Here is an 18,690-nt window from a genome sequence, read left to right on the forward strand (position 1 = left end):
GGCGAGCGCGACCCGGCGCCAGGACCGCTGGCGGCGCAGCGCCCCGGCGGCCGCGAGCGCCTCGGGGGCGGCCGCGCCCCACGCGTGCCAGAACCCGATCGACCCGGTCCACGGCAGCACCGCCCCGAACGGCCAGCGCCGCACCTCGGTGCTGCCCATCGCGGCGACGCCCTCCGCGTACCGGTCGAGGGCACGGGTCAGCCGGTGGTCGCGGGGCCGGACGCGCACGGCGGCGACGAGCCCGAGGACGGCCTCGGCGGTGGCGTCCGCGCCCCCGGCGATCAGCCACGCGGGCAGGTCGACCCCGTCGCTGCGCACCCGCTGCCCGTACCGGGACAGCGACTCGCGCTCCAGCGCCCCGACGGCGAGGTGCAGCCGGTCCACGAGGAACTGCGCGAAGGCGGCCGACCGCTGCCCCTCGGCGGCGAAGGCCGCGTACCCCTCGCCGAGCGCCCACACCGTACGGGCCAACCAGTACGACTCGGCGGAGTCGGACGGGTCGGGCAGCTCGACGGGCTCGGCGCTGCGGTTCAGCGCGCCGTCGGGCTGCTGCCACAGCACGACCCGCCCGGCGTCCGGGCCCGAGTCGACCTGCAGGTAGGTCAGGGCACGGAGCGTCTGGTACGCCTGCTCCCGGCTGGTGGCGTCCCCGGTGGACCGCCAGTGCCGCAGCAGGACGACCGCGCACCGGGCGATGTCGTCGGTGTTGTACGCGCCCTGCGACCAGTGCCCGGTGGCGGGGTCGAGGGTGCCGCCGCCGACCCGCCGGAACCCGCCGGGCGCGGCGGCGTCCGCGTCGGCGTAGGTCCACGGGGCCAGGGCGGTGGGCTCCTGCGCGAGCCGGTGGGTGGTGTGCGTCGCGACGGCGGGCAGCGGCACGGTGTCCAGCAGGAACCGCAGGTGCGCGAGGTTGGTGAGCGGCGCGGGGGTGCCGCCTCCTCCGCCCCCTCCCCCGCCGGCGGGCCGGGGCAGGGTCGCCGCACCGGCCCCGGACCCGGTCGCCACGAGGGCGGCGGGCACGGCGGCGCAGGCGGTCAGGAAGGTGCGTCGAGTCGTCATCGTCTCGTCCTCCGGGTTGTCCGTCCGGGGTGGTGCGCGGGGCTCAGGGGCGCAGCGTGCTGCCCCAGGGGCGGGCGGGGTCGTGGACCGCGACCGCGAGGGTGGTGTCGGACTGGCCGTAGTAGGCGAACCACGTCCCGTGGAACTGGACCAGCCCCTCGACGAACGTCACGTTGGACACCAGGCCGTTGAGGTCCTCGAAGGTCTGCGGCCGCAGCCACGGCTCCTGCAGCCGGGCGAGCACCCGGGTCGGCTCGTCGGGGTCGATCGCGATCTGCCCGCACCGGTAGTCGACGTCGACCGTGCCGTCGTCGTGCACGGTGCGCGTCGCGCCGTTGGTGAGCATGACCAGCAGGCCGTTCGCCGTGAGCACGGGCGACGTGCCGATCTCGACCAGGTCCGCGTCGAACGACCCGGGGGTCGGCGCGTACATCGGCTCGGTGTCGGGCGTGCCGGGCGTCCAGTGGATCAGGTCGTCGCTGGTCGCCCAGTACAAGCCGCCCTCGCCGAAGTACATCCACCACCGGCCCTGCATCGGCACGGGGACGATGACCCCGGCCTTGGACCACTCGTGGCCGCGCGGGTCGACGGTGGCGAAGGTGTCGAACCCGGGGAACAGCGGGCCGTGCCGGGTCCAGGTGCGCAGGTCGGTCGACGTCGCCAGGCACAGCCGCGCCGCCTTCCGGTCCCAGCCCGTGTACGTCAGGTAGTAGGTCCCGTCGATGCAGGCGATGCGCGGGTCCTCCACGCCGTACCGCTCGTAGTCCTCCTGCGGGGAGAAGATCGGCTCGGCCTCGCGCTCGAAGTGGTAGCCGTCGCTGCTCCGCGCCAGGCCGATGTGCGACACGATGTCGTCGGCGTGCGCCCGGTACAGCAGCACGACCTCGTCGTCGACGACGAGCGCCGCGGGGTTGTAGAGGTTGGCGGACTCCCACGACCCGCCGCGCGGGCGCAGGATCGGGTTGCCCGCGTAGGGCACGAACGGGCCGAGCGGGAACGCGGCGTCGGTGAACAGGGTGGTCGCTGGCATGGGTCAGCCCTTCACGGCGGAGCCGAGGTCGGTGGCGCGGAAGTACCGCTGGAACAGGCAGAACAGGACGACCACCGGGAACGCGAGCGCGCAGGCGCCCGCGAGGATCGCGCCGTTCGGGTTGGCGGTGGACTGGGCCACGTTGGAGATGTAGTTCGCGAGGGACACGGCGAGCGGCTGCAGCGACGCGTCCTTGGTGATGAGGAACGGCCACAGGAACTCGTTCCACGGGCCGATGAACGTCACCAGCACGACGGTGGCGAGCGCGGGCCGCACCAGCGGCAGCGCGATCGACCGCAGGATGCGCAGCTCGCCCGCCCCGTCGATCCGCGCCGCCTCGAACATCTCCTGCGGCAGCGCCCGGAAGAACTGGGCGAAGATGAACACCGCCGTGGTGTTGATCGCGAACGGCAGGATCATGCCGAGGTACGTGTCCCCGAGCCCGTAGCCGCGGGTGATCTGGACGTAGAGCGGGATCATCAGCAGCTGGAACGGCACCATCTGCACCAGCAGCATGAGCCCCCAGGTGAGCCGCCGCCCCGGGAACCGCAGCCGCGCGACCGCGTACCCGGCGAGCGTGCCGAGCACGACGGTGCCGAGCAGGACGCCCGCGGTCATGATCAGCGAGTTGACCAGCGAGCCGACCAGGTCGATCCGCGAGTCGATCCGCGTGAAGTTCTCCGTCGTCCACCCGTCGGTCGGCAGCAGCCGGTCGGGGGTGTTGGTGGGGTTCTCCTGGAACGCCCCGACCACCATGAAGAAGAACGGGAACGCGAACACCAGGGCCGCGCCCGCGAGCAGCAGGTGGCGGACCAGGGTGCCGCCGCGTCGTCGTCGCATCATCGCTCCCGGTTCAGGCGCTGGGCGGCCAGGGACAGCAGGCCCACGACGATGACGAGCAGCATGCCGATCGCCGCCGCCGTGTCGGGGTTCTGCTGCTGGATGCCACGCTGGTAGATGAGCAGCACGGGCGTCACGGACGCCCCGTCGGGGCCGCCACCGCTGGTCAGCAGGTACGGCTCCGTGAACAGGTTGGTGCCGGTGATGATCGCCAGGACCAGCACGAGCGTCGTCGCCCCGCGCACCCCGGGCACCGTCACGTTGAGGAACCGCTGGAACCCGTTGGCGCCGTCGGTCTCGGCGGACTCGTGCAGCTCGCGCGGGACGTTCTGCAGCGCCGCGAGGTACAGCAGGACGTAGAAGCCGAGCTGCTTCCACGTCACGTACAGCGCGATGGTCGGCATCGCCAGGCCCTTGTTCACCAGCCACGACGGGTCGGGCGCCAGCGGCCCGAGGACCGCGTTCACCAGGCCGTTCGACGAGAACAGCAGCATCCACACGCCGACCAGCGAGACGCTCGCCGTCAGGTACGGCACGTAGTACGCCACCCGGTAGACCGACGCCCACCGGATCCCGGCGTTCAGCGCCGACGCCAGCACGAGCGCGAGCACCACCGTCAGCGGCACGTTGATGACCAGGAACACCGCGGTGTTCCGAAACGAGCGCAGCACCTGCGGGTCGGTCAGCACGGCCGCGAAGTTGTCGAACCCCACGAACGGCTTCGGCACGTCCACCCCGGGCGCGGTGAAGAAGTAGTCGTGCAGCGACATGTACCCCGCGAACCCGAGCGGGTAGGCGAACACGACGAGCACGAACACCAGGTACGGCGCGGCGAGCAGGGTGCCGACCGGCTGCCCGCCCCACCAGCGGCGGCGACCCCGCCGGGCCGGGGCGGGAGCCGGGGTGCGGCCCCGCTCCCGGCCCGGGGTGCCGGTGCTGACGGCGGTCACCGTCAGCCCCCGACCAGGTCGTCGATCTGCTGCGCGGCGGTGGACAGGAACTCGTCGGTGGTCGTGCTGCCGAAGATCACCGCGGACGAGTACGCCTCGCGGAACGCCTGCCACGCCTCGATCGAGCTCGGGATGCTCGGCACGTCACCGGTGCGGCCGGCCTGGTCGGCGAACACCTCGTAGTCCGGGTTCGCCGCGAAGTAGTCCGGGTACGTCGTCGCGAGGTCCTGGCGCAGCGGCATCTGGCCGGTGGCCTCCAGCAGCGCGCCGTCGTTCTGCTCGCTGGTCGAGAACTTGAGGAACTCCCACGCGGTGCCCTGGTTCTCGCACGCCGTGAACATCGAGACGTTCTTCGAGTCCGCGAACGTCGTCACGTCGGCGCGGCCGTCCGAGGTCGGCACGGGCATGAAGCCGACGTCCACGCTGTCGCCGTAGGACGCGATGGCCCACGGGCCCGCCATCTGCATCGCGGTCTGCCCGGTCGCCATGGCGTCGTCCGTCGACTCCTCCTGCGGGGCGAGGCCCTGGGAGTAGATCGACGCCCAGAAGTCTGCGACCGCCTTGCCCGCCTCGTCGTCGAACGTCGCCTTCCCGTCCTCGACCAGCAGCGTGCCGTCGGTCTCGGCCAGGTAGGTCGGGTAGAAGTCGAACCACGGCTGGTAGAAGTCGTTGGTCGGCGACGGCCAGATCGCGCTCGGCGCCGCCCCGGAGTCCACGATCTGCTGCGCGCCCGCGAGGAAGTCGTCGAACGTCGCCATCCCCGGGTCCTCCGGGTCCAGCCCGGCCTGCGCGAACAACGCCTTGTTGTACATGACCATCACCGGGTTCGACTTCCAGGGCAGCTGGTAGGAGCCGCCGTCGGTCTGGTACTGCTCGACCGCGTCCCCGCCGCGCTCGGCCAGGTAGTCGGCTCCGCCGTCGAACGTCGCCAGGTCGACCAGGCCGCCCTGCCGCACCCAGCCGGGCACCGCGGCGCTGGAGATGTTGTAGACCAGGCAGGGCGCCGTGCCCGCGGTGATCGCGGCGGTGATGGCCTCCTCGGACGACGACCCCGCGGGGATCTCCTGCGCGGTCACCTGCTCGTCGGGGTGCTCGGCGTTCCAGGCGTCCACGACGTCCTGGCCCCAGCCCACCTCCTGCTCGTTGTTGGACAGCCAGACGGTGATCGGCCCGGTCGCGGCGCCGGCCTCGCCGCCGCCGGAGTCGCCACCTCCCGAGCACGCGGTGGTGGCGAGGGCGACGGCGCCCACCAGGGCGGCGGTGCGGGTGTACCTCATCGGAACTCCTCCTCGAGCTCGGGGGCGGGGGTGGTGCGTCGTGCGGTCGCGGGTGCGGGGGCGTCGGTGCTGGCCCGCAGCCGCAGGGCGGTGCAGTCGACGGCGACGTCGCGCGGGTCGTCCCCGGCGACGTCCGCGAGCAGCCGCGCGGTGGCGACCCGGCCGCGCCGGGCCGGGTCGGTGGACACGGACGTCAGCGGCGGGCTCAGGTGCGCCGACAGGTGGTCGTCGTCGAACCCGGCGACCGCCAGGTCCTCGGGCACGCGCAGCCCGCGGCTCTGGGCGTACGAGGTGCCCGCGATCGCCATGGTGTCGTTCGCGAACAGGATCGCCGTGGGCCGGTCCCGCAGCGCCAGCAGGTCCGCGGTCAGGGCCCGTCCGCTGCCCGCCGTGAAGTCGCCCTCGCGCAGCAGCGCCCTCGAGCCCACGGCCCGCACGTACGCGCGGGCCCGGGCGTACGAGTGCACGTAGTCGAGCGGCCCGGCGACGTGCGCGATCCGGGTGTGCCCGCGCTCACGCAGGTGCGCGACCAGGTCCCGCACCGGGGCGGCGTCGTCGGTGCGCACGCACGACAGCCGGGTCTCGCCCTCGTACGCGCCGAGCAGCACGGCGGGCAGCCCGAGCCCGGCCAGGAACGGCACCCGCCAGTCGGCGCGGTGCAGGTCCAGGACGACCACCCCGTCGGCGCGCCCGGCGGCCATCGCCTGGTAAGCCCGCTCCTCCGCGCCCCGGCTGCCCACCACCTGCAGCACGAGCGCCACCTCGCGCTCCGCGAGGGTCTGCTCGACGCCCGCGATGAACGCCGGGAAGAAGGTGTCCGACGCCAGGATCGCCGGGTCGCGGCGCAGCACGACCCCGATCGCGTTGGCGCGGCGGGCCGCGAGCGCCCGGGCGCTGCTGCTCGGCACCCAGCGCAGCGCGTCGGCCGCCGCGAAGACGCGCGCCTTCGTCGCCGCCGAGATGGGGCGGTGGCCGCTGTACGCGTGGGACACGGTGGCCTTGGTCACCCCCGCGGCGCGGGCGACGTCGGAGATCGTCGGTCGGCTCATCCTCACTCCCTCGTGCTGATGTCCTGCGACCGTAAAAGCGGTTTGACGATCCGGCCAACCGGTTTGACGACGTCCGGTCGCGGGCCTGCCGCCGCCTACGCTGGTGGGATGGCCCACCTGCTCGGCGGCGAGTCGCTGCACCTGTCCTTCCCCACCAAGACCGTCTTCGGCGGGGTGACCGTGGGCCTCAACGAGGGCGACCGGGTCGGCATCGTGGGTCGCAACGGCGACGGCAAGTCCTCGCTGCTCGCGCTCCTGGCCGGGCGCCTCACCCCCGACGGCGGCCGGGTCACCGTGCGCGGCGGCGTCCGCATCGGCGTGCTCGACCAGTCCGACACCCTCGACCCGTCGCTGACCGTCGGCACCGCGGTCGTCGGCGACCGCGCCGAGCACGAGTGGGCGGGCGACCCGAAGGTCCGGGACGTCGTCGCGGGGCTCGTCGGCGACCTGCCGTGGGACAAGTCCGTCGCCGACCTCTCCGGCGGGCAGCGCCGTCGCGTCGCGCTCGCCGCGCTGCTCGCCGGGGACGACGACGTCCTCATGCTCGACGAGCCCACCAACCACCTCGACGTCGAGGCCGTCACCTGGCTCGCCCGGCACCTGCAGCGCCGCTGGTCCGCGAACGCCGGCGGGCTGCTGGTCGTCACCCACGACCGGTGGTTCCTCGACGAGGTCTGCACCGCGACCTGGGAGGTGCACGACGGCATCGTCGAGCCCTTCGAGGGCGGGTACGCCGCGTACGTCCTGCAGCGCGTCGAGCGCGACCGGATGGCCGCCGCCACCGAGGCCAAGCGGCAGAACCTCATGCGCAAGGAGCTCGCCTGGCTGCGGCGCGGCGCCCCGGCCCGCACCTCCAAGCCGAAGTTCCGCATCGAGGCCGCGAACCAGCTCATCGAGGACGTGCCGCCGCCGCGCAACAGCGTCGAGCTCTCCCAGATGGCCACCGCGCGCCTCGGCAAAGACGTCGTGGACATCGAGGACGTCTCCGTGTCCTACGGCGACCACCAGGTGCTGCACGGCGTCACCTGGCGCATCGCCCCCGGCGAGCGCACCGGGATCCTCGGCGTGAACGGCGCCGGGAAGTCCACCCTGCTCGGCCTCGTCACCGGCGAGGTCACCGCCACCACCGGGCGGGTCAAGCGCGGCAAGACGATCCGGGTCGCGACGCTGACCCAGGAGCTGGCCGAGCTCGCGGACATCGCGGACCAGCGCGTCACCGACGTCATCGCCCGCTACCGCACGTCCTACGTCGCCGGCGGCAAGGAGATGACCCCCGGCCAGCTGCTCGAGCGCCTCGGCTTCACCGCCGTGCAGCTGCAGACCCCCGTCAAGGACCTCTCCGGCGGGCAGCGCCGCCGCCTCCAGCTGCTGCTCATCCTCCTCGACGAGCCGAACGTCCTCGTCCTCGACGAGCCGTCCAACGACCTCGACACCGACATGCTCGCCGCCATGGAGGACCTGCTCGACACCTGGCCCGGCACCCTGCTCGTCGTCTCCCACGACCGCTATCTGCTGGAGCGCGTGACCGACCAGCAGTACGCCGTCCTCGACGGGCACCTGCGGCACGTGCCCGGCGGCGTGGACGAGTACCTGCGGCTGCGCGAGCGGCAGAAGGCCACCGGCGGCGCCGTCACGACCGGATCGCCGACCGAGGCCACCGGGAGCGGTGCTGGCGCGGCCGGGACCGGGCTCGACGGCGCCGAGCTGCGCGCCGCCAAGAAGGAGCTCGGCGCCCTCGAGCGGAAGATCGCCAAGATCACCGGGCAGATCGAGGCGCTCGACACGAAGATGGCCGAGCACGACCCCGCCGACTACGGCGGCCTCACCGCCCTCGGCGAGGAGAAGCACGCGCGCGAGGCCGAGGTCGCCGAGGTCGAGGAGCGGTGGATGGCGCTGGCGGAGGCCGTCGAGGGCTGACCCCTGCGGGGAACCCCCTGACCCCGCGGGCGGCGAGCCGTCCACAGGCGGGTGGGGCGTGCACGGTCCCCAGGCCGGACCCGGGGTCGCTGCCAGCCCGACGCGGCTCGGCCTAGCGTCGCGGCATGACCCAGACCGGCTGGCTCGCCACGCTGTCGCTGCTCGGGCCCGTGGCCACGGGCGCGGCAGCGCTCGTCGCGCTGGTCGTGGGCGTGGCGACAGTGCGGCAGCGCGACCGGGCGGACCAGCGGGAGCAGTGGTGGCAGCGGGCCCGGTGGGCCCTGGAGCTGACCTTCCCCGACGACGAGGACCTGGTGCGGCGGGGTTACGCCGCCGTGCACCACCTGACCCGCAGCGCCCTGGCCGGGGACGACGAGCGGAAGCTGATCCAGGCCATGAACGACGTGGGGCTGGCCACGGCCCACCCCACCCTCGAAGATGGCCTCGGGGGTCCGACCGGAGGCGACGAGGACGAGGAAGAGGTTCCCGGTGGACAAGTACGACCTGGAGATCCAGGAGCGCAGGAGACGGCGCGCGGCGATCCTGCGGACGCCCGAGGTGCAGCAGGCGATGGCGGCGGCACGCGTGGCGGTCGACGAGAGCCTCGGCGAGGAGACACCGCAGTGGATCCGTGATCTCGCGGAGAAGCCGCTCCCGCCCTACGGACGCTGACCCGCGGACCACCCGGACGGGGGTACGGTCCGGGCCACCCCGACCCGGATCCGAGAGGACGCACGTGCCTGACCGCACCACCCCCGAGCCCCCGGCCGGCGCGCAGGACGACCACCTGCAGCGCGGACTGAGCAACCGGCACATCCAGCTCATCGCCATCGGCGGGGCCATCGGGACCGGGCTGTTCCTCGGCTCGGGTCGCACGATCTCGCTGGCCGGCCCGTCGGTGCTGCTGGTGTACGCCGTGATCGGGTTCATGCTGTTCTTCGTCATGCGCGCCATGGGCGAGATGCTGCTGTCCAACCTGGAGTACAAGTCGTTCCGGGACATGGCGGCCGACATCCTCGGGCCCTGGGCCGGGTTCGTCACCGGGTGGACGTACTGGTTCTGCTGGATCGTCACCGGCATCGCCGACGTCGTCGCCGTGTCGGGATACGTGGCGTTCTGGGCGCCGGACCTGCCGCGGTGGCTGCCCGCGCTCGGCCTGGTCGTCCTGCTGCTGGCGCTGAACCTCGTCGCGGTGCGCCTGTTCGGCGAGCTGGAGTTCTGGTTCGCCATCGTGAAGATCGTGGCGATCGTCGCGCTGATCGTCACGGGCGTCGTCATGATCGCGACCGCCTTCCAGGGCGCGGACGGCGCGACCGCGTCGCTGACGCACCTGTACGCCGACGGCGGCTTCTTCCCGCACGGGCTGACCGGGTTCCTCGCGGGGTTCCAGATCGCGATCTTCGCGTTCGTCGGCATCGAGCTCGTCGGCACCACCGCCGCCGAGACCCGCGACCCCGAGACGACGCTGCCGCGCGCGATCAACGCGATCCCGGTGCGGGTGCTGCTGTTCTACCTGGGCGCGCTCGTGGTCATCATGGCGGTCACCCCGTGGCGCAGCATCGACCCGGCGGAGAGCCCGTTCGTCGCGATGTTCGCCCTGGCCGGGCTGCCCGCCGCCGCGGGCGTCATCAACCTCGTCGTCCTGACCTCGGCGGCGTCCTCGGCCAACAGCGGCATCTTCTCGACGTCGCGGATGCTCTACGGCCTGGCCGAGGACCGCGAGGCCCCCGCGCCGTTCGCGCGGCTGTCGTCGCGGCACGTGCCGTCGCGCGGGCTGGTGTTCTCCTGCGCGTGCCTGCTGCCCGGCGTCGCCCTGCTGTACGCGGGGCGCTCGGTGATCGAGGCGTTCACGCTCGTCACCACGGTGGCGACGCTGCTGTTCCTCGTCGTGTGGACCGTCATCCTGCTGTCCTACCTGGCGTACCGCCGCCGGTCGCCCGAGCTGCACGCCGCGTCCCGGTTCCCGATGCCGGGCGGGCGCGTGATGGCCGTGGTGGTGCTGGCGTTCTTCGCCTCGATGGTGGTGGTGCTCGCGCTCGAGCCCGAGACGCGCGTGGCGCTGCTGGTGCTGCCGGTGTGGTTCGCGGTGCTCGGCGCGGCGTGGGCGGTGCTGCGGCGGCGCGGGGTCGTGCCGGGACGCGCGGCCCCCGACGTCAGCGGTGGACCGGACCGGGCGCACGCACTCGACACCGCCCGCCGCTGACCGGCGTCCGGTCACCTCGTCGGGTCACGCCAGGTCGACCTCCGGAGACAACCTGACGAGGGACGTTGCACGGCGCGAGTGGACGCGCACGAACAGCTCGACCGCGTGCTCGGCCTCGAACCCGCCGAGAGCGTCGGCCTCGTCCCGAGGAAGGTGGCCGACCCGCCGGACCCCGAGGTGCCGGACCGTCTCCCGGATCAGATCGAGCCGCGCTTCGGGGCTCCCGCCGCGAACCACCTCGATGACGTCCTCCCGTCGTCGCTCCGACGTCGAGAGGATCGCGTACGGGTAGCGGGCTCCCGCTCGCCGCACCACCCGGAGCAGGAGCGGGCTGAGCCCGCCGTAGTCGAAGAACTGTGCGGACTCCGAGGCTTCGGTGGGTACAGCGAGCCAGCGATCCCGCCCGACACCTCCCACCGGGCCGGCGCCCGGCACGTACGGGCAGACGCGGAGGGATGCGGGCCCGTGCGAGGTGGAACCGCCGACCACCGCGACACGGCCACCGACGTAGGATGCGGCGTGCCCGTACCCGGCCCGCTCCGCGAGCGACCTGGAGCCGAACCAGCCGAATGTCACGTCGCCTCCGTCTCGAGCGCAGGCGTCCGTCACCGTGCGCACGAGGAGCGAGGCGAGTCCGCGCCCCCGCCAGCACGGGGCCACCGCGAGTCCGGTGAGGAGCGTCCCCACGAGGTCCCGCTTGGTCGCGACGACTGCGCTCGGGTAGGCCAGGATCGTCCCGACCACGGCACCGGCGCTCCGGGCGAGCAACGACGTCGCGGTGCACATTCCCCGGCGATGCATCGCCCACACCTCGTCGTCGACGGCTCCACCGTGCAGCTGGGCGCTGAAGGCCCACGCCTCGCGCGCGCGGTGCCCGACCGGACCGATCTCCACCGGGGCGGGTCCGTGCGGCCCGATCACCGGCGCAGAGCGGTGTCGAAGTCCGCGAGCCCGAACAACGGCCCCGGTCGCAGCGCCGACTCGCGCGTGATCGTGAGCTGGTCGAGACGCTCGCGCAGCGCGCCGACGACCTGCACCAGGAGGTCGTACGAGAGACCTCGTCCGAAGCACCGCTCCTCGCCGGCCCCGAACGGCAGGAAGCCCAGGGTGTTGCGGGTGCGCCCGTCCCAGCGGCTCGGGTCCCAGACGTCCGGCGCGCTCCACACCGCGGGATCACGCTGCGCGAGATAGACGCACACCGCGATCGAGCGCACCCCCCGGAGGGCGTCACCACCGAGGGAATCCGGTGCCGCATCGGCTTCCGCGATCTCACGGACGACGAGCCAGGCCGGCGGGGCCAGCCGAAGAGACTCGCGGACGAGGTGCTCGACCGTGGCGGCTCGGGCGCGGTCCCGATGATGCAGCATCAGGTACACGGTGCTGGCGAGGGCATGTCCCAGCGGCCGGCCGGTACCGATGACCGCCCGGACCAGCTCCATGTCGGACGACGTCGTTGCCCGACCCTGCCCGAGGACGTCCATCAGCGTGGTCGCCCCGGGCACACGACTCACGCGGTCACGGACCGCCACCAACCGACGCACACGATCGCGGACGTCGTCCGCGAGGACCTCCTCGATCGCGGGTTGCATCACCTGGTGGCGGAAGGCCGAGACCCCGTGTGCGGGCCAGCGCCCCACGGCGAGCGCGCGGACGTCGAGCCCGGCGGCACGGTCCCGGCACGCGGGAGCGATCGACCTCACGATCTCGTGGAAGTCGCGACGCGCGCTGGAGGGCCTGGGATCGCGGAGCACAGCAGGGGCCTTGAGGAGGAACCCCGGTGCTTCCAGCACGTCCCGGGCGATCTCGGCGTCGGCGATCACGAGGGTACGACTGTCGCCTCGGAAGACGCGCCCGTCCTCGGCGCACGCCAGCGCGAGGCGTCGGATGTGCTCAGGGGGTGGCTGCACGACTACCTCCGGTAGACGGGCGCGGGGCCAGGATCTCCCGACCCCGCGCCCGTGCGGTCAGACGATGTACTTCTTCCACTTCATGCGACGGAGCGGCTTGCGGTTGCGCAGTCGTGCGAGCACGTGGACACCTCCTTCGACTCCAGGACATCCGGGGGTACGGAATGTTCACCAGGCACAGATCGGACATTTTCGGGCGCCGATCTCGACGCGAGCGCAGACAGCCCACGCACGAGAAAACCCGACCCCTCGACCATAAAGACGTCCGAGTGAATGGGTCAAGAAGTTCGACGCATCTGTAGCAACGCCGTGAGATCTGAGCGGAACGAGCCGCCCGCAGCGGGCGGACACGGCGGAGCCACGGCGCGAGCAGCGGCGTCGCAACGAGCGCCGCACGCAGGACCGAACCGACCCGGACGGCGAAAGACGCCCGAAACCACCTCGGCTGACCTGCCGAGGCCAATCCGGCACGACGATGGAACACCGCATCCGCAGCACTGCGGTACGGTGCGGCGCGGACCACAGAAGACACTCTCGACATTCTGCGCATTTCGATCAGTGCTATTCTTCCGCGATGCGCGATGAGGACGTGACGCCTGGCCGCCCCGATGGCGCGCTGCGCTTCCCTGCATTCCGGTGGTACCTGGGGTCCGTCGCGGCCGAGGCCGTGAGCGACAGCGTGGTCAAGGGCGTCCTGCCGATCATCGCCGTCTCGACGCTCGGTGCCGGCGCGACGGCCGTGGGCGCGATCAACGCCGCGTCCCTGGTCGCGTTCCTCGTCATCTCGGTCCCGGTCGGAGCGTGGATCGAACGCCGCCGACGGACGCGGGTGATGGCCTGGTCCGCCCTCGCCCGGGCGGTCGTGGTGCTGGCAGTCCCGCTGCTGTTCGTCACCGACCGGCTCTCGGTCATCGCCGTCGTCGGCGTGGCGGCGGTCGTCGGGGTCGCGGACGTCTTCTACACGAACAGCTCGGCAGCGGTGCTCCCGGCACTCGTCCGTCCGGACCAGGTCACGGAGGCGTACGCCCGGCGCCAGTCCGTCGCCACGGGCATCTCGATCCTGTCGCCGGTCCTGACATCGGCGGCGCTCCGGGTGCTCACCGCGCCGCTGTCGCTCGTTCTCGCCTCGGCGTCCTACCTCGCCTCCGCGTGGACGCTCCGGAACGTCCCGCTGCGCGCGGTGCCGGGCGGGGGCGGGCAGGAGCAGGGCGGCCGGTTCGTCCGCGACCTGCGCGAGGGGCTGGCCTTCGTGGCCCGGCACCCGGTCGTCCGGGCGGTCGTGCTCACGACGGCGGCGCTCAACGCCGCCGCCATGTTCGGCGCCGGAGCGGAGACGGTGTTCGCCCTGAACGATCTCGGCATCGACGTCCCGACGCTGGTCGCGACGCAGGCAGTCGGGGCACTCGGCGGGTTCGTGGCGTCCCTGGTAGCCGTCCCGCTGGTCCGGCGTGCGGGCATCGCCCGGACGCTGGTCGGCTCGGCGGTCGCCGGTGCGGCCGCCGTCGCCCTCCTGCCCGCCTCCCCTCTGCTCGGGATGACCCCGGTCGTCGCTGTCGCCGTCTCGACGTCGGGCTGGTCGTTCGCGGTCATCTGCGCGTCCGTCGCGCTGGCGGGCGTCGTCCCGCGCGTCACCCCGAGCCACCTCCTCGGGAGGGTGATGTCGAACATGCAGTTCGTGACGCTCGGCTCGATGCCCCTGGCCGCGCTGCTCGGCGGGGCGGTGGCGGACCTGACGTCGCCGACGCTCGCGCTCTGGCTCTGGTCCGCCCTCGCGGTCGCCGCCGCCGCGCCGGTCGTGCTGTCGCCGATCCGGTCCTGGCACGCGTTGCCTGACGAGGAGCGGGACGAGCGGCCGCAGCGCCGCTGACCTGATCGCGGCCTGGCCTACCCGGCGGGCGCCGCGCGACCGCGCCCGCGCGGCTCACTAGGATCGACGCATGTCCCGCATCCTCAGCGCCGTCGCCTGGCCCTACGCCAACGGTCCGCGCCACATCGGTCACGTCGCCGGTTTCGGTGTCCCCTCCGACGTGTTCAGCCGCTACATGCGCATGGCGGGGCACGACGTCCTCATGGTGTCCGGCACGGACGAGCACGGGACCCCGATCCTGGTGCAGGCCGAGCAGGAGGGCGTCAGCCCGCAGGAGCTCGCGGACCGGTACAACCGCGTCATCGTCGAGGACCTCACCCAGCTCGGCCTCAGCTACGACCTGTTCACCCGGACCACGACCCGCAACCACTACGCCGTGGTGCAGGAGATGTTCCGGACGGTGCACAAGAACGGGTACATGGTCGAGCAGACGACCATGAACGCGATCAGCCCGTCGACGGGCCGCACCCTGCCGGACCGCTACATCGAGGGCACCTGCCCGATCTGCGGCTACGACGGCGCGCGCGGCGACCAGTGCGACAACTGCGGCAACCAGCTCGACGCGATCGACCTGAAGAACCCGCGCAGCCGGATCAACGGCGAGACCCCGAAGTTCGTGGAGTCGAACCACTTCTTCCTGGACCTGCCGGCGTTCGTGGACGCGCTGGGCGACTGGCTGCGCACCCGCACCGAGTGGCGGCCGAACGTCCTGAAGTTCTCGCTGAACCTGCTCGACGACGTGCGCCCGCGCGCGATGTCCCGGGACATCGACTGGGGCATCCCGATCCCGCTGGAGGGCTGGGAGGACAACCCGTCGAAGCGGCTGTACGTGTGGTTCGACGCCGTCATCGGGTACCTGTCCGCGTCGATCGAGTGGGCGCGCCGCTCGGGCGACCCGGAGGCGTGGCGCGGGTTCTGGAACGACCCGGAGTCCCTGTCCTACTACTTCATGGGCAAGGACAACATCACCTTCCACTCGCAGATCTGGCCGGCGGAGCTCCTCGGCTACGCGGGTGGCGGGTCGAAGGGCGGGACCCCGGGCGTCTACGGCGACCTCAACCTGCCGACCGAGGTCGTGTCCTCGGAGTTCCTCACCATGGAGGGCAAGCAGTTCTCGTCCTCGCGCGGCGTGGTCATCTACGTCCGCGACATGCTGAGCCGCTACCAGCCGGACGCGCTGCGCTACTACATCTCGACGGCCGGGCCGGAGGCGCAGGACGCCGACTTCACCTGGGCGGACTTCAAGCGCCGCACCAACGACGAGCTCGTCGCGGGCTGGGGCAACCTGGTGAACCGCACCGCGAGCATGATCCACAAGAACGTCGGCGCGATCCCGGAGCCCGGCCCGCGCACGACCCGCGACGAGGACCTGCTGGCGACGACGACCACGGCGTTCGGCCGGGTCGGCGACCTCATCGGCACCCACCGGCACCGCGCCGCCATCGGCGAGGCGATGCGGGTGGTGCAGGAGGCCAACCGGTACATCTCCGAGACCGAGCCGTGGAAGCTCAAGAACGACCCGGAGCGCCTGGGCACGGTCCTGCACACCGCGGCGCAGGCCGTCAGCGACTGCAACACGCTGCTGTCGCCGTTCCTGCCGCACTCGGCGCAGGCCGTGCACGAGGCGCTGGGCGGCACGGGCACGTTCTCGCCGCTGCCCCGTATCGACGAGGTCACCGACCTCGACGACGCGTCCCGGCAGTACCCGGTCATCACCGGCGACTACCGCCTCGGCGAGACCGTCGCCGCCTGGCGGCCGCGCGCGATCGTGCCGGGCACCCCGGTGGAGAAGCCGACGCCGGTGTTCACCAAGCTGGACGACGACATGGTGGAGACCGAGCTCGACCGCCTGCGCCAGGGCTGACGTGGCCCGCAGGAACCGGCCGCGGGGCTGGGCGCCCTCGCCCGAGCCGCTGCCGGCCCCGGTCGTCGACGACCACACCCACCTGGAGTCGGTGCTCGGCGTCACCGCCGAGGCCGGGTCCGACGCCGACGGCGAGCCCGCGCCGGTCACGCTGGACGACCACCTGGACCGCGCGGCCGCCGTCGGTGTCCCGCGCCTCGTCCAGGTGGGGTGCGACCTCGACGCCGTGGGCTGGACCGACGCGGTGCTGCGGCTCGACGCCGGTGCGCCGGCGCGGCCGGCGGGTGCGGCGGTGGCCGGGTCGGGCGGCGGGCTGCCGGTGCCGGCGTTCCGCGGGGGCCGGCGGGCGCTGCTCGGCGCCGTCGCGATCCACCCCAACGAGGCCGTGCTGCACGCGGGCGTGCACGAGGTCGCCCCGGACGGCCTGGACCCCGACCCGCAGCCCCGGCACGACCTGTCGCTGGACGACGCGCTCGCCCGGGTCGCGGAGGTCGCGCGCGGCAACGACCGGGTGCGGGCGATCGGCGAGACGGGCCTGGACTTCTTCCGCGCCGGACCGCGCGGGCGCGCGGTGCAGCGCGAGGCGTTCCGGGCGCACGTCGCGCTCGCCAAGGAGCTCGGCCTCGCCCTGCAGATCCACGACCGCGACGCCCACGACGACGTCGTGGACGTGCTGCTGCGCGACGGCGCGCCCGAGCGCACGGTGTTCCACTGCTTCTCCGGAGGCCCGGCACTGGCGGAGGTCTGCGCCCGCGAGGGCTGGTTCGCGTCCATCGCGGGACCGGTCGGGTACCCGGCGAACGAAGACCTGCGCGCCGCCGTGCGGCTGCTGCCGGCGGACCTGCTGCTGGTCGAGACGGACGCGCCGTACCTGACCCCGGCCCCGCACCGCGGCCGACCGCACGCCCCCTACCTGCTGCCGCACACCGTCCGCGCGGTCGCGGATGCCCGCGGCACCGACCTGGCGACCCTGTGCCGCACCCTGTCGACGACGACGGAACGCGTCTACGGCCCCTGGTGACCTGACCACCCACGCCCTGCGCACGCCCCACACCCGCGCACCCGCGCCCCACCTCCGGGGGCCGTCCGTCGAGTGGACGGTTCTCGCCTGCGCGCCGACAGAGGACGACAGGCGAGAGCTGTCCACTCGACGGTGCGGGCGCGCGGGTGCGGGTGCGCGGGTGCGGGTGCGCGGGGTGGCGTGCGTGGGGGTGGAATCGGGGGTGGGCGGTTCCGGGTGGGTCACGAAACGGTTACGCTCGGGGGGTTGTCCCGGCGCGTCCCTCCCGCGCCGACCCGACCCGCTGGAGCCCCCCGCGTGCCTGCGCCCTGGACCACCACGCCGTCGACCGTCGCCCCCGCCTCCGGGGAGCGCCGAGCGAAGGCCGGCGACCCGTCCCGCCACCGCGACCCCGCGTCCCGCCGCGCCCGGCGGATCCGGTTCGGCGCGCAGGGTCTCGCGCTCGTGCTGGTGGCCGGTGCCACGACCGCGTTCGCGGGGATGCACAAGACCGTGACCGTCGAGGTCGACGGCAGCCCGGTCGAGGTGACCGCGTTCGGTCGCACGGTCGGGCAGGTGCTCGCCGCCGGGGACATCACCGTGACGGCGGACGACCTGGTCGCCCCGGGGCTGGACGAGCGGGTCGCCGACGGCGCGCAGATCGTCGTCCGGCACGGCCGGGAGATGACCGTCGAGGTGGACGGCGAGGAGCGGACCGTGTGGACCACGGCGCTCACCGTCGGCGAGGCCGTCGAGGGCATGGGCCTGCGCGACGACCAGACGCTGCTGTCCGCGTCCCGCTCGTCGTCGCTGAGCCGCGAGGACGTGCTGCGGGTCTCGACGCAGAAGACCGTGCACCTCGCCGTCGACGGTCAGGTGATCGACGGCGTGACGAGCGCCGCGACCGTGCGCGACGCGCTGCGGGAGATCGGCCTGGTGCTGAACGAGGGCGACCGGGTGTCCGTGCCGCTGGACGCGACGGCGACCGACGGCCTCGTCGTGATGGTGACCCGGGCGGCATCCGCCGGGGAGACCGTCGAGGAGGCCGTGCCGTTCGAGGAGCAGGAGGTCGAGGACCCCACGCTCGCGAAGGGCACCCGGGTGGTCTCGACCCCCGGCAGGGCCGGGGTCCGCACCACGACGTACAGCACGGCGACGGTCGGCGGCGCGGTCGTGGACCGGCAGGTCGTCGCGACCGCCGTGACCGTGGCGCCGGTGACCCAGGTGGTCAAGGTCGGCACCATGGAGGTCGCGGCCGGCGTGGACATCACGGTGTCCCCGGGCAGCGCCCAGGAGCTCGGCAAGCAGCTCGCCGCCGAGCGCGGCTGGGGCGACGACCAGTTCGCGTGCCTGCTGCAGCTGTGGAACAAGGAGAGCGGCTGGCGGGTGAACGCCGAGAACAAGTCGTCCGGCGCCTACGGCATCCCGCAGTCCCTGCCGGGCTCGAAGATGGCCAGCGTCGGCGCGGACTGGCGCACGAACCCCGCGACGCAGATCACCTGGGGCCTGAACTACATCGGCGGCCGCTACACGACGCCGTGCGGCGCCTGGTCGCACTCGCAGGCCCGCGGCTGGTACTGAGCCCCGACTGAGCCGTCCCTGAGCCGCCGCCCTCACCAGCGACGGCGTCCCGGGCACTTGGCACAGGGTCACGAATAGGTTACGGTCGCGTGTCGTCCGTGACAGACCGGGACCCTCACCTCCCCCGGCCGGTCCGGGCAGCGAGA

General features: G+C 73.1%; 14 protein-coding genes and 1 pseudogene. 7 read left to right on the forward strand and 8 right to left on the reverse strand.

All coding sequences use genetic code 11. The annotated features are described in order from the left end of the window. From EBM89_RS08575 to EBM89_RS08600, 6 genes and pseudogenes are all read right to left on the reverse strand, one after another. A pseudogene (locus tag EBM89_RS08575) lies at positions 1-1,059 on the reverse strand (hypothetical protein); the annotation flags it as partial. A 43-nt stretch (positions 1,060-1,102) separates the two neighbouring features. Continuing rightward, positions 1,103-2,089, reverse strand: coding sequence for a glycoside hydrolase family 130 protein (locus EBM89_RS08580; RefSeq protein WP_122149029.1), 987 nt, complete (start codon positions 2,087-2,089; stop codon positions 1,103-1,105). Between the two features lie 3 nt (positions 2,090-2,092). Then, the gene (locus EBM89_RS08585) at positions 2,093-2,932 is read right to left on the reverse strand and encodes a carbohydrate ABC transporter permease (protein ID WP_122149030.1); all 840 of its coding nucleotides are present in this window, start codon (positions 2,930-2,932) and stop codon (positions 2,093-2,095) included. After that, a complete protein-coding gene (locus EBM89_RS08590) occupies positions 2,929-3,885 on the reverse strand; it encodes a carbohydrate ABC transporter permease (protein ID WP_158609582.1) in 957 nt (318 codons plus the stop codon). Before EBM89_RS08590 ends, EBM89_RS08585 begins: the two co-directional genes overlap by 4 nt. Continuing rightward, complete coding sequence (locus EBM89_RS08595; protein WP_122149032.1) at positions 3,882-5,156, reverse strand: extracellular solute-binding protein; 1,275 nt, start codon at positions 5,154-5,156, stop codon at positions 3,882-3,884. The genes EBM89_RS08590 and EBM89_RS08595 overlap by 4 nt, the downstream gene beginning before the upstream one ends. After that, complete coding sequence (locus EBM89_RS08600; RefSeq protein WP_122149033.1) at positions 5,153-6,205, reverse strand: LacI family DNA-binding transcriptional regulator; 1,053 nt, start codon at positions 6,203-6,205, stop codon at positions 5,153-5,155. The genes EBM89_RS08595 and EBM89_RS08600 overlap by 4 nt, the downstream gene beginning before the upstream one ends. 108 nt (positions 6,206-6,313) lie before the next feature. Here EBM89_RS08600 and EBM89_RS08605 point away from each other — a divergent pair, with 108 nt between their 5' ends. The 3 genes from EBM89_RS08605 to cycA all read left to right on the forward strand — a co-directional run bounded on the left by EBM89_RS08605 (position 6,314) and on the right by cycA (position 10,325). Continuing rightward, positions 6,314-8,122 (forward strand): ABC-F family ATP-binding cassette domain-containing protein, encoded by a 1,809-nt coding sequence (locus tag EBM89_RS08605; protein WP_122149034.1) that lies wholly within the window; start codon positions 6,314-6,316, stop codon positions 8,120-8,122. A 125-nt stretch (positions 8,123-8,247) separates the two neighbouring features. After that, a complete protein-coding gene (locus tag EBM89_RS20875; protein WP_147463493.1) occupies positions 8,248-8,757 on the forward strand; it encodes a hypothetical protein in 510 nt (169 codons plus the stop codon). A gap of 101 nt (positions 8,758-8,858) precedes the next feature. Beyond that, positions 8,859-10,325 carry a D-serine/D-alanine/glycine transporter gene (gene cycA / locus EBM89_RS08615; RefSeq protein ID WP_122149036.1) on the forward strand — a complete coding sequence of 489 codons (1,467 nt, stop codon included), beginning with the start codon at positions 8,859-8,861 and terminating at the stop codon, positions 10,323-10,325. A gap of 24 nt (positions 10,326-10,349) precedes the next feature. Here cycA and EBM89_RS08620 read toward each other — a convergent pair whose 3' ends face one another. Together EBM89_RS08620 and EBM89_RS08625 are read right to left on the reverse strand one after the other, a co-directional pair. After that, on the reverse strand, positions 10,350-11,219 hold the full coding sequence (locus EBM89_RS08620; protein WP_122149037.1) for a GNAT family N-acetyltransferase: 870 nt from the start codon (positions 11,217-11,219) through the stop codon (positions 10,350-10,352). A 23-nt stretch (positions 11,220-11,242) separates the two neighbouring features. Beyond that, entirely contained in the window at positions 11,243-12,145 is a 903-nt protein-coding gene (locus tag EBM89_RS08625; protein WP_147463494.1) for a cytochrome P450, read from the reverse strand. A 661-nt stretch (positions 12,146-12,806) separates the two neighbouring features. Here EBM89_RS08625 and EBM89_RS08630 point away from each other — a divergent pair. From EBM89_RS08630 to EBM89_RS08645, 4 genes are all read left to right on the forward strand, one after another. Then, on the forward strand, positions 12,807-14,099 hold the full coding sequence (locus tag EBM89_RS08630; RefSeq protein ID WP_158609580.1) for an MFS transporter: 1,293 nt from the start codon (positions 12,807-12,809) through the stop codon (positions 14,097-14,099). A gap of 70 nt (positions 14,100-14,169) precedes the next feature. After that, positions 14,170-15,963: a methionine--tRNA ligase gene (gene metG / locus EBM89_RS08635; RefSeq protein WP_122149040.1), complete on the forward strand. Its 1,794-nt coding sequence runs from the start codon at positions 14,170-14,172 to the stop codon at positions 15,961-15,963. Position 15,964: 1 nt separating this feature from the next. Then, complete coding sequence (locus EBM89_RS08640) at positions 15,965-16,984, forward strand: TatD family hydrolase (protein ID WP_122149041.1); 1,020 nt, start codon at positions 15,965-15,967, stop codon at positions 16,982-16,984. Between the two features lie 297 nt (positions 16,985-17,281). Next, a complete protein-coding gene (locus EBM89_RS08645) occupies positions 17,282-18,544 on the forward strand; it encodes a resuscitation-promoting factor (protein WP_369408635.1) in 1,263 nt (420 codons plus the stop codon). The last annotated feature ends 146 nt before the right edge of the window (positions 18,545-18,690 follow it).

It is taken from the genome of Cellulomonas triticagri (assembly GCF_003696205.1).
Taxonomy (GTDB): Bacteria; Actinomycetota; Actinomycetes; order Actinomycetales; family Cellulomonadaceae; genus Cellulomonas; species Cellulomonas triticagri.

What these genes read in the sequence shown, in the direction of transcription:
- EBM89_RS20875 (WP_147463493.1), top strand. Translation starts at nt 8,248, where the DNA reads ATGACCCAGACCGGCTGGCTCGCCACGCTGTCGCTGCTCGGGCCCGTG.
- EBM89_RS08630 (WP_158609580.1), top strand. Translation starts at nt 12,807, where the DNA reads ATGCGCGATGAGGACGTGACGCCTGGCCGCCCCGATGGCGCGCTGCGC.
- EBM89_RS08595 (WP_122149032.1), bottom strand. Translation starts at nt 5,156, where the DNA reads ATGAGGTACACCCGCACCGCCGCCCTGGTGGGCGCCGTCGCCCTCGCC.
- metG (WP_122149040.1), top strand. Translation starts at nt 14,170, where the DNA reads ATGTCCCGCATCCTCAGCGCCGTCGCCTGGCCCTACGCCAACGGTCCG.
- EBM89_RS08605 (WP_122149034.1), top strand. Translation starts at nt 6,314, where the DNA reads ATGGCCCACCTGCTCGGCGGCGAGTCGCTGCACCTGTCCTTCCCCACC.
- EBM89_RS08585 (WP_122149030.1), bottom strand. Translation starts at nt 2,932, where the DNA reads ATGATGCGACGACGACGCGGCGGCACCCTGGTCCGCCACCTGCTGCTC.
- EBM89_RS08580 (WP_122149029.1), bottom strand. Translation starts at nt 2,089, where the DNA reads ATGCCAGCGACCACCCTGTTCACCGACGCCGCGTTCCCGCTCGGCCCG.
- EBM89_RS08600 (WP_122149033.1), bottom strand. Translation starts at nt 6,205, where the DNA reads ATGAGCCGACCGACGATCTCCGACGTCGCCCGCGCCGCGGGGGTGACC.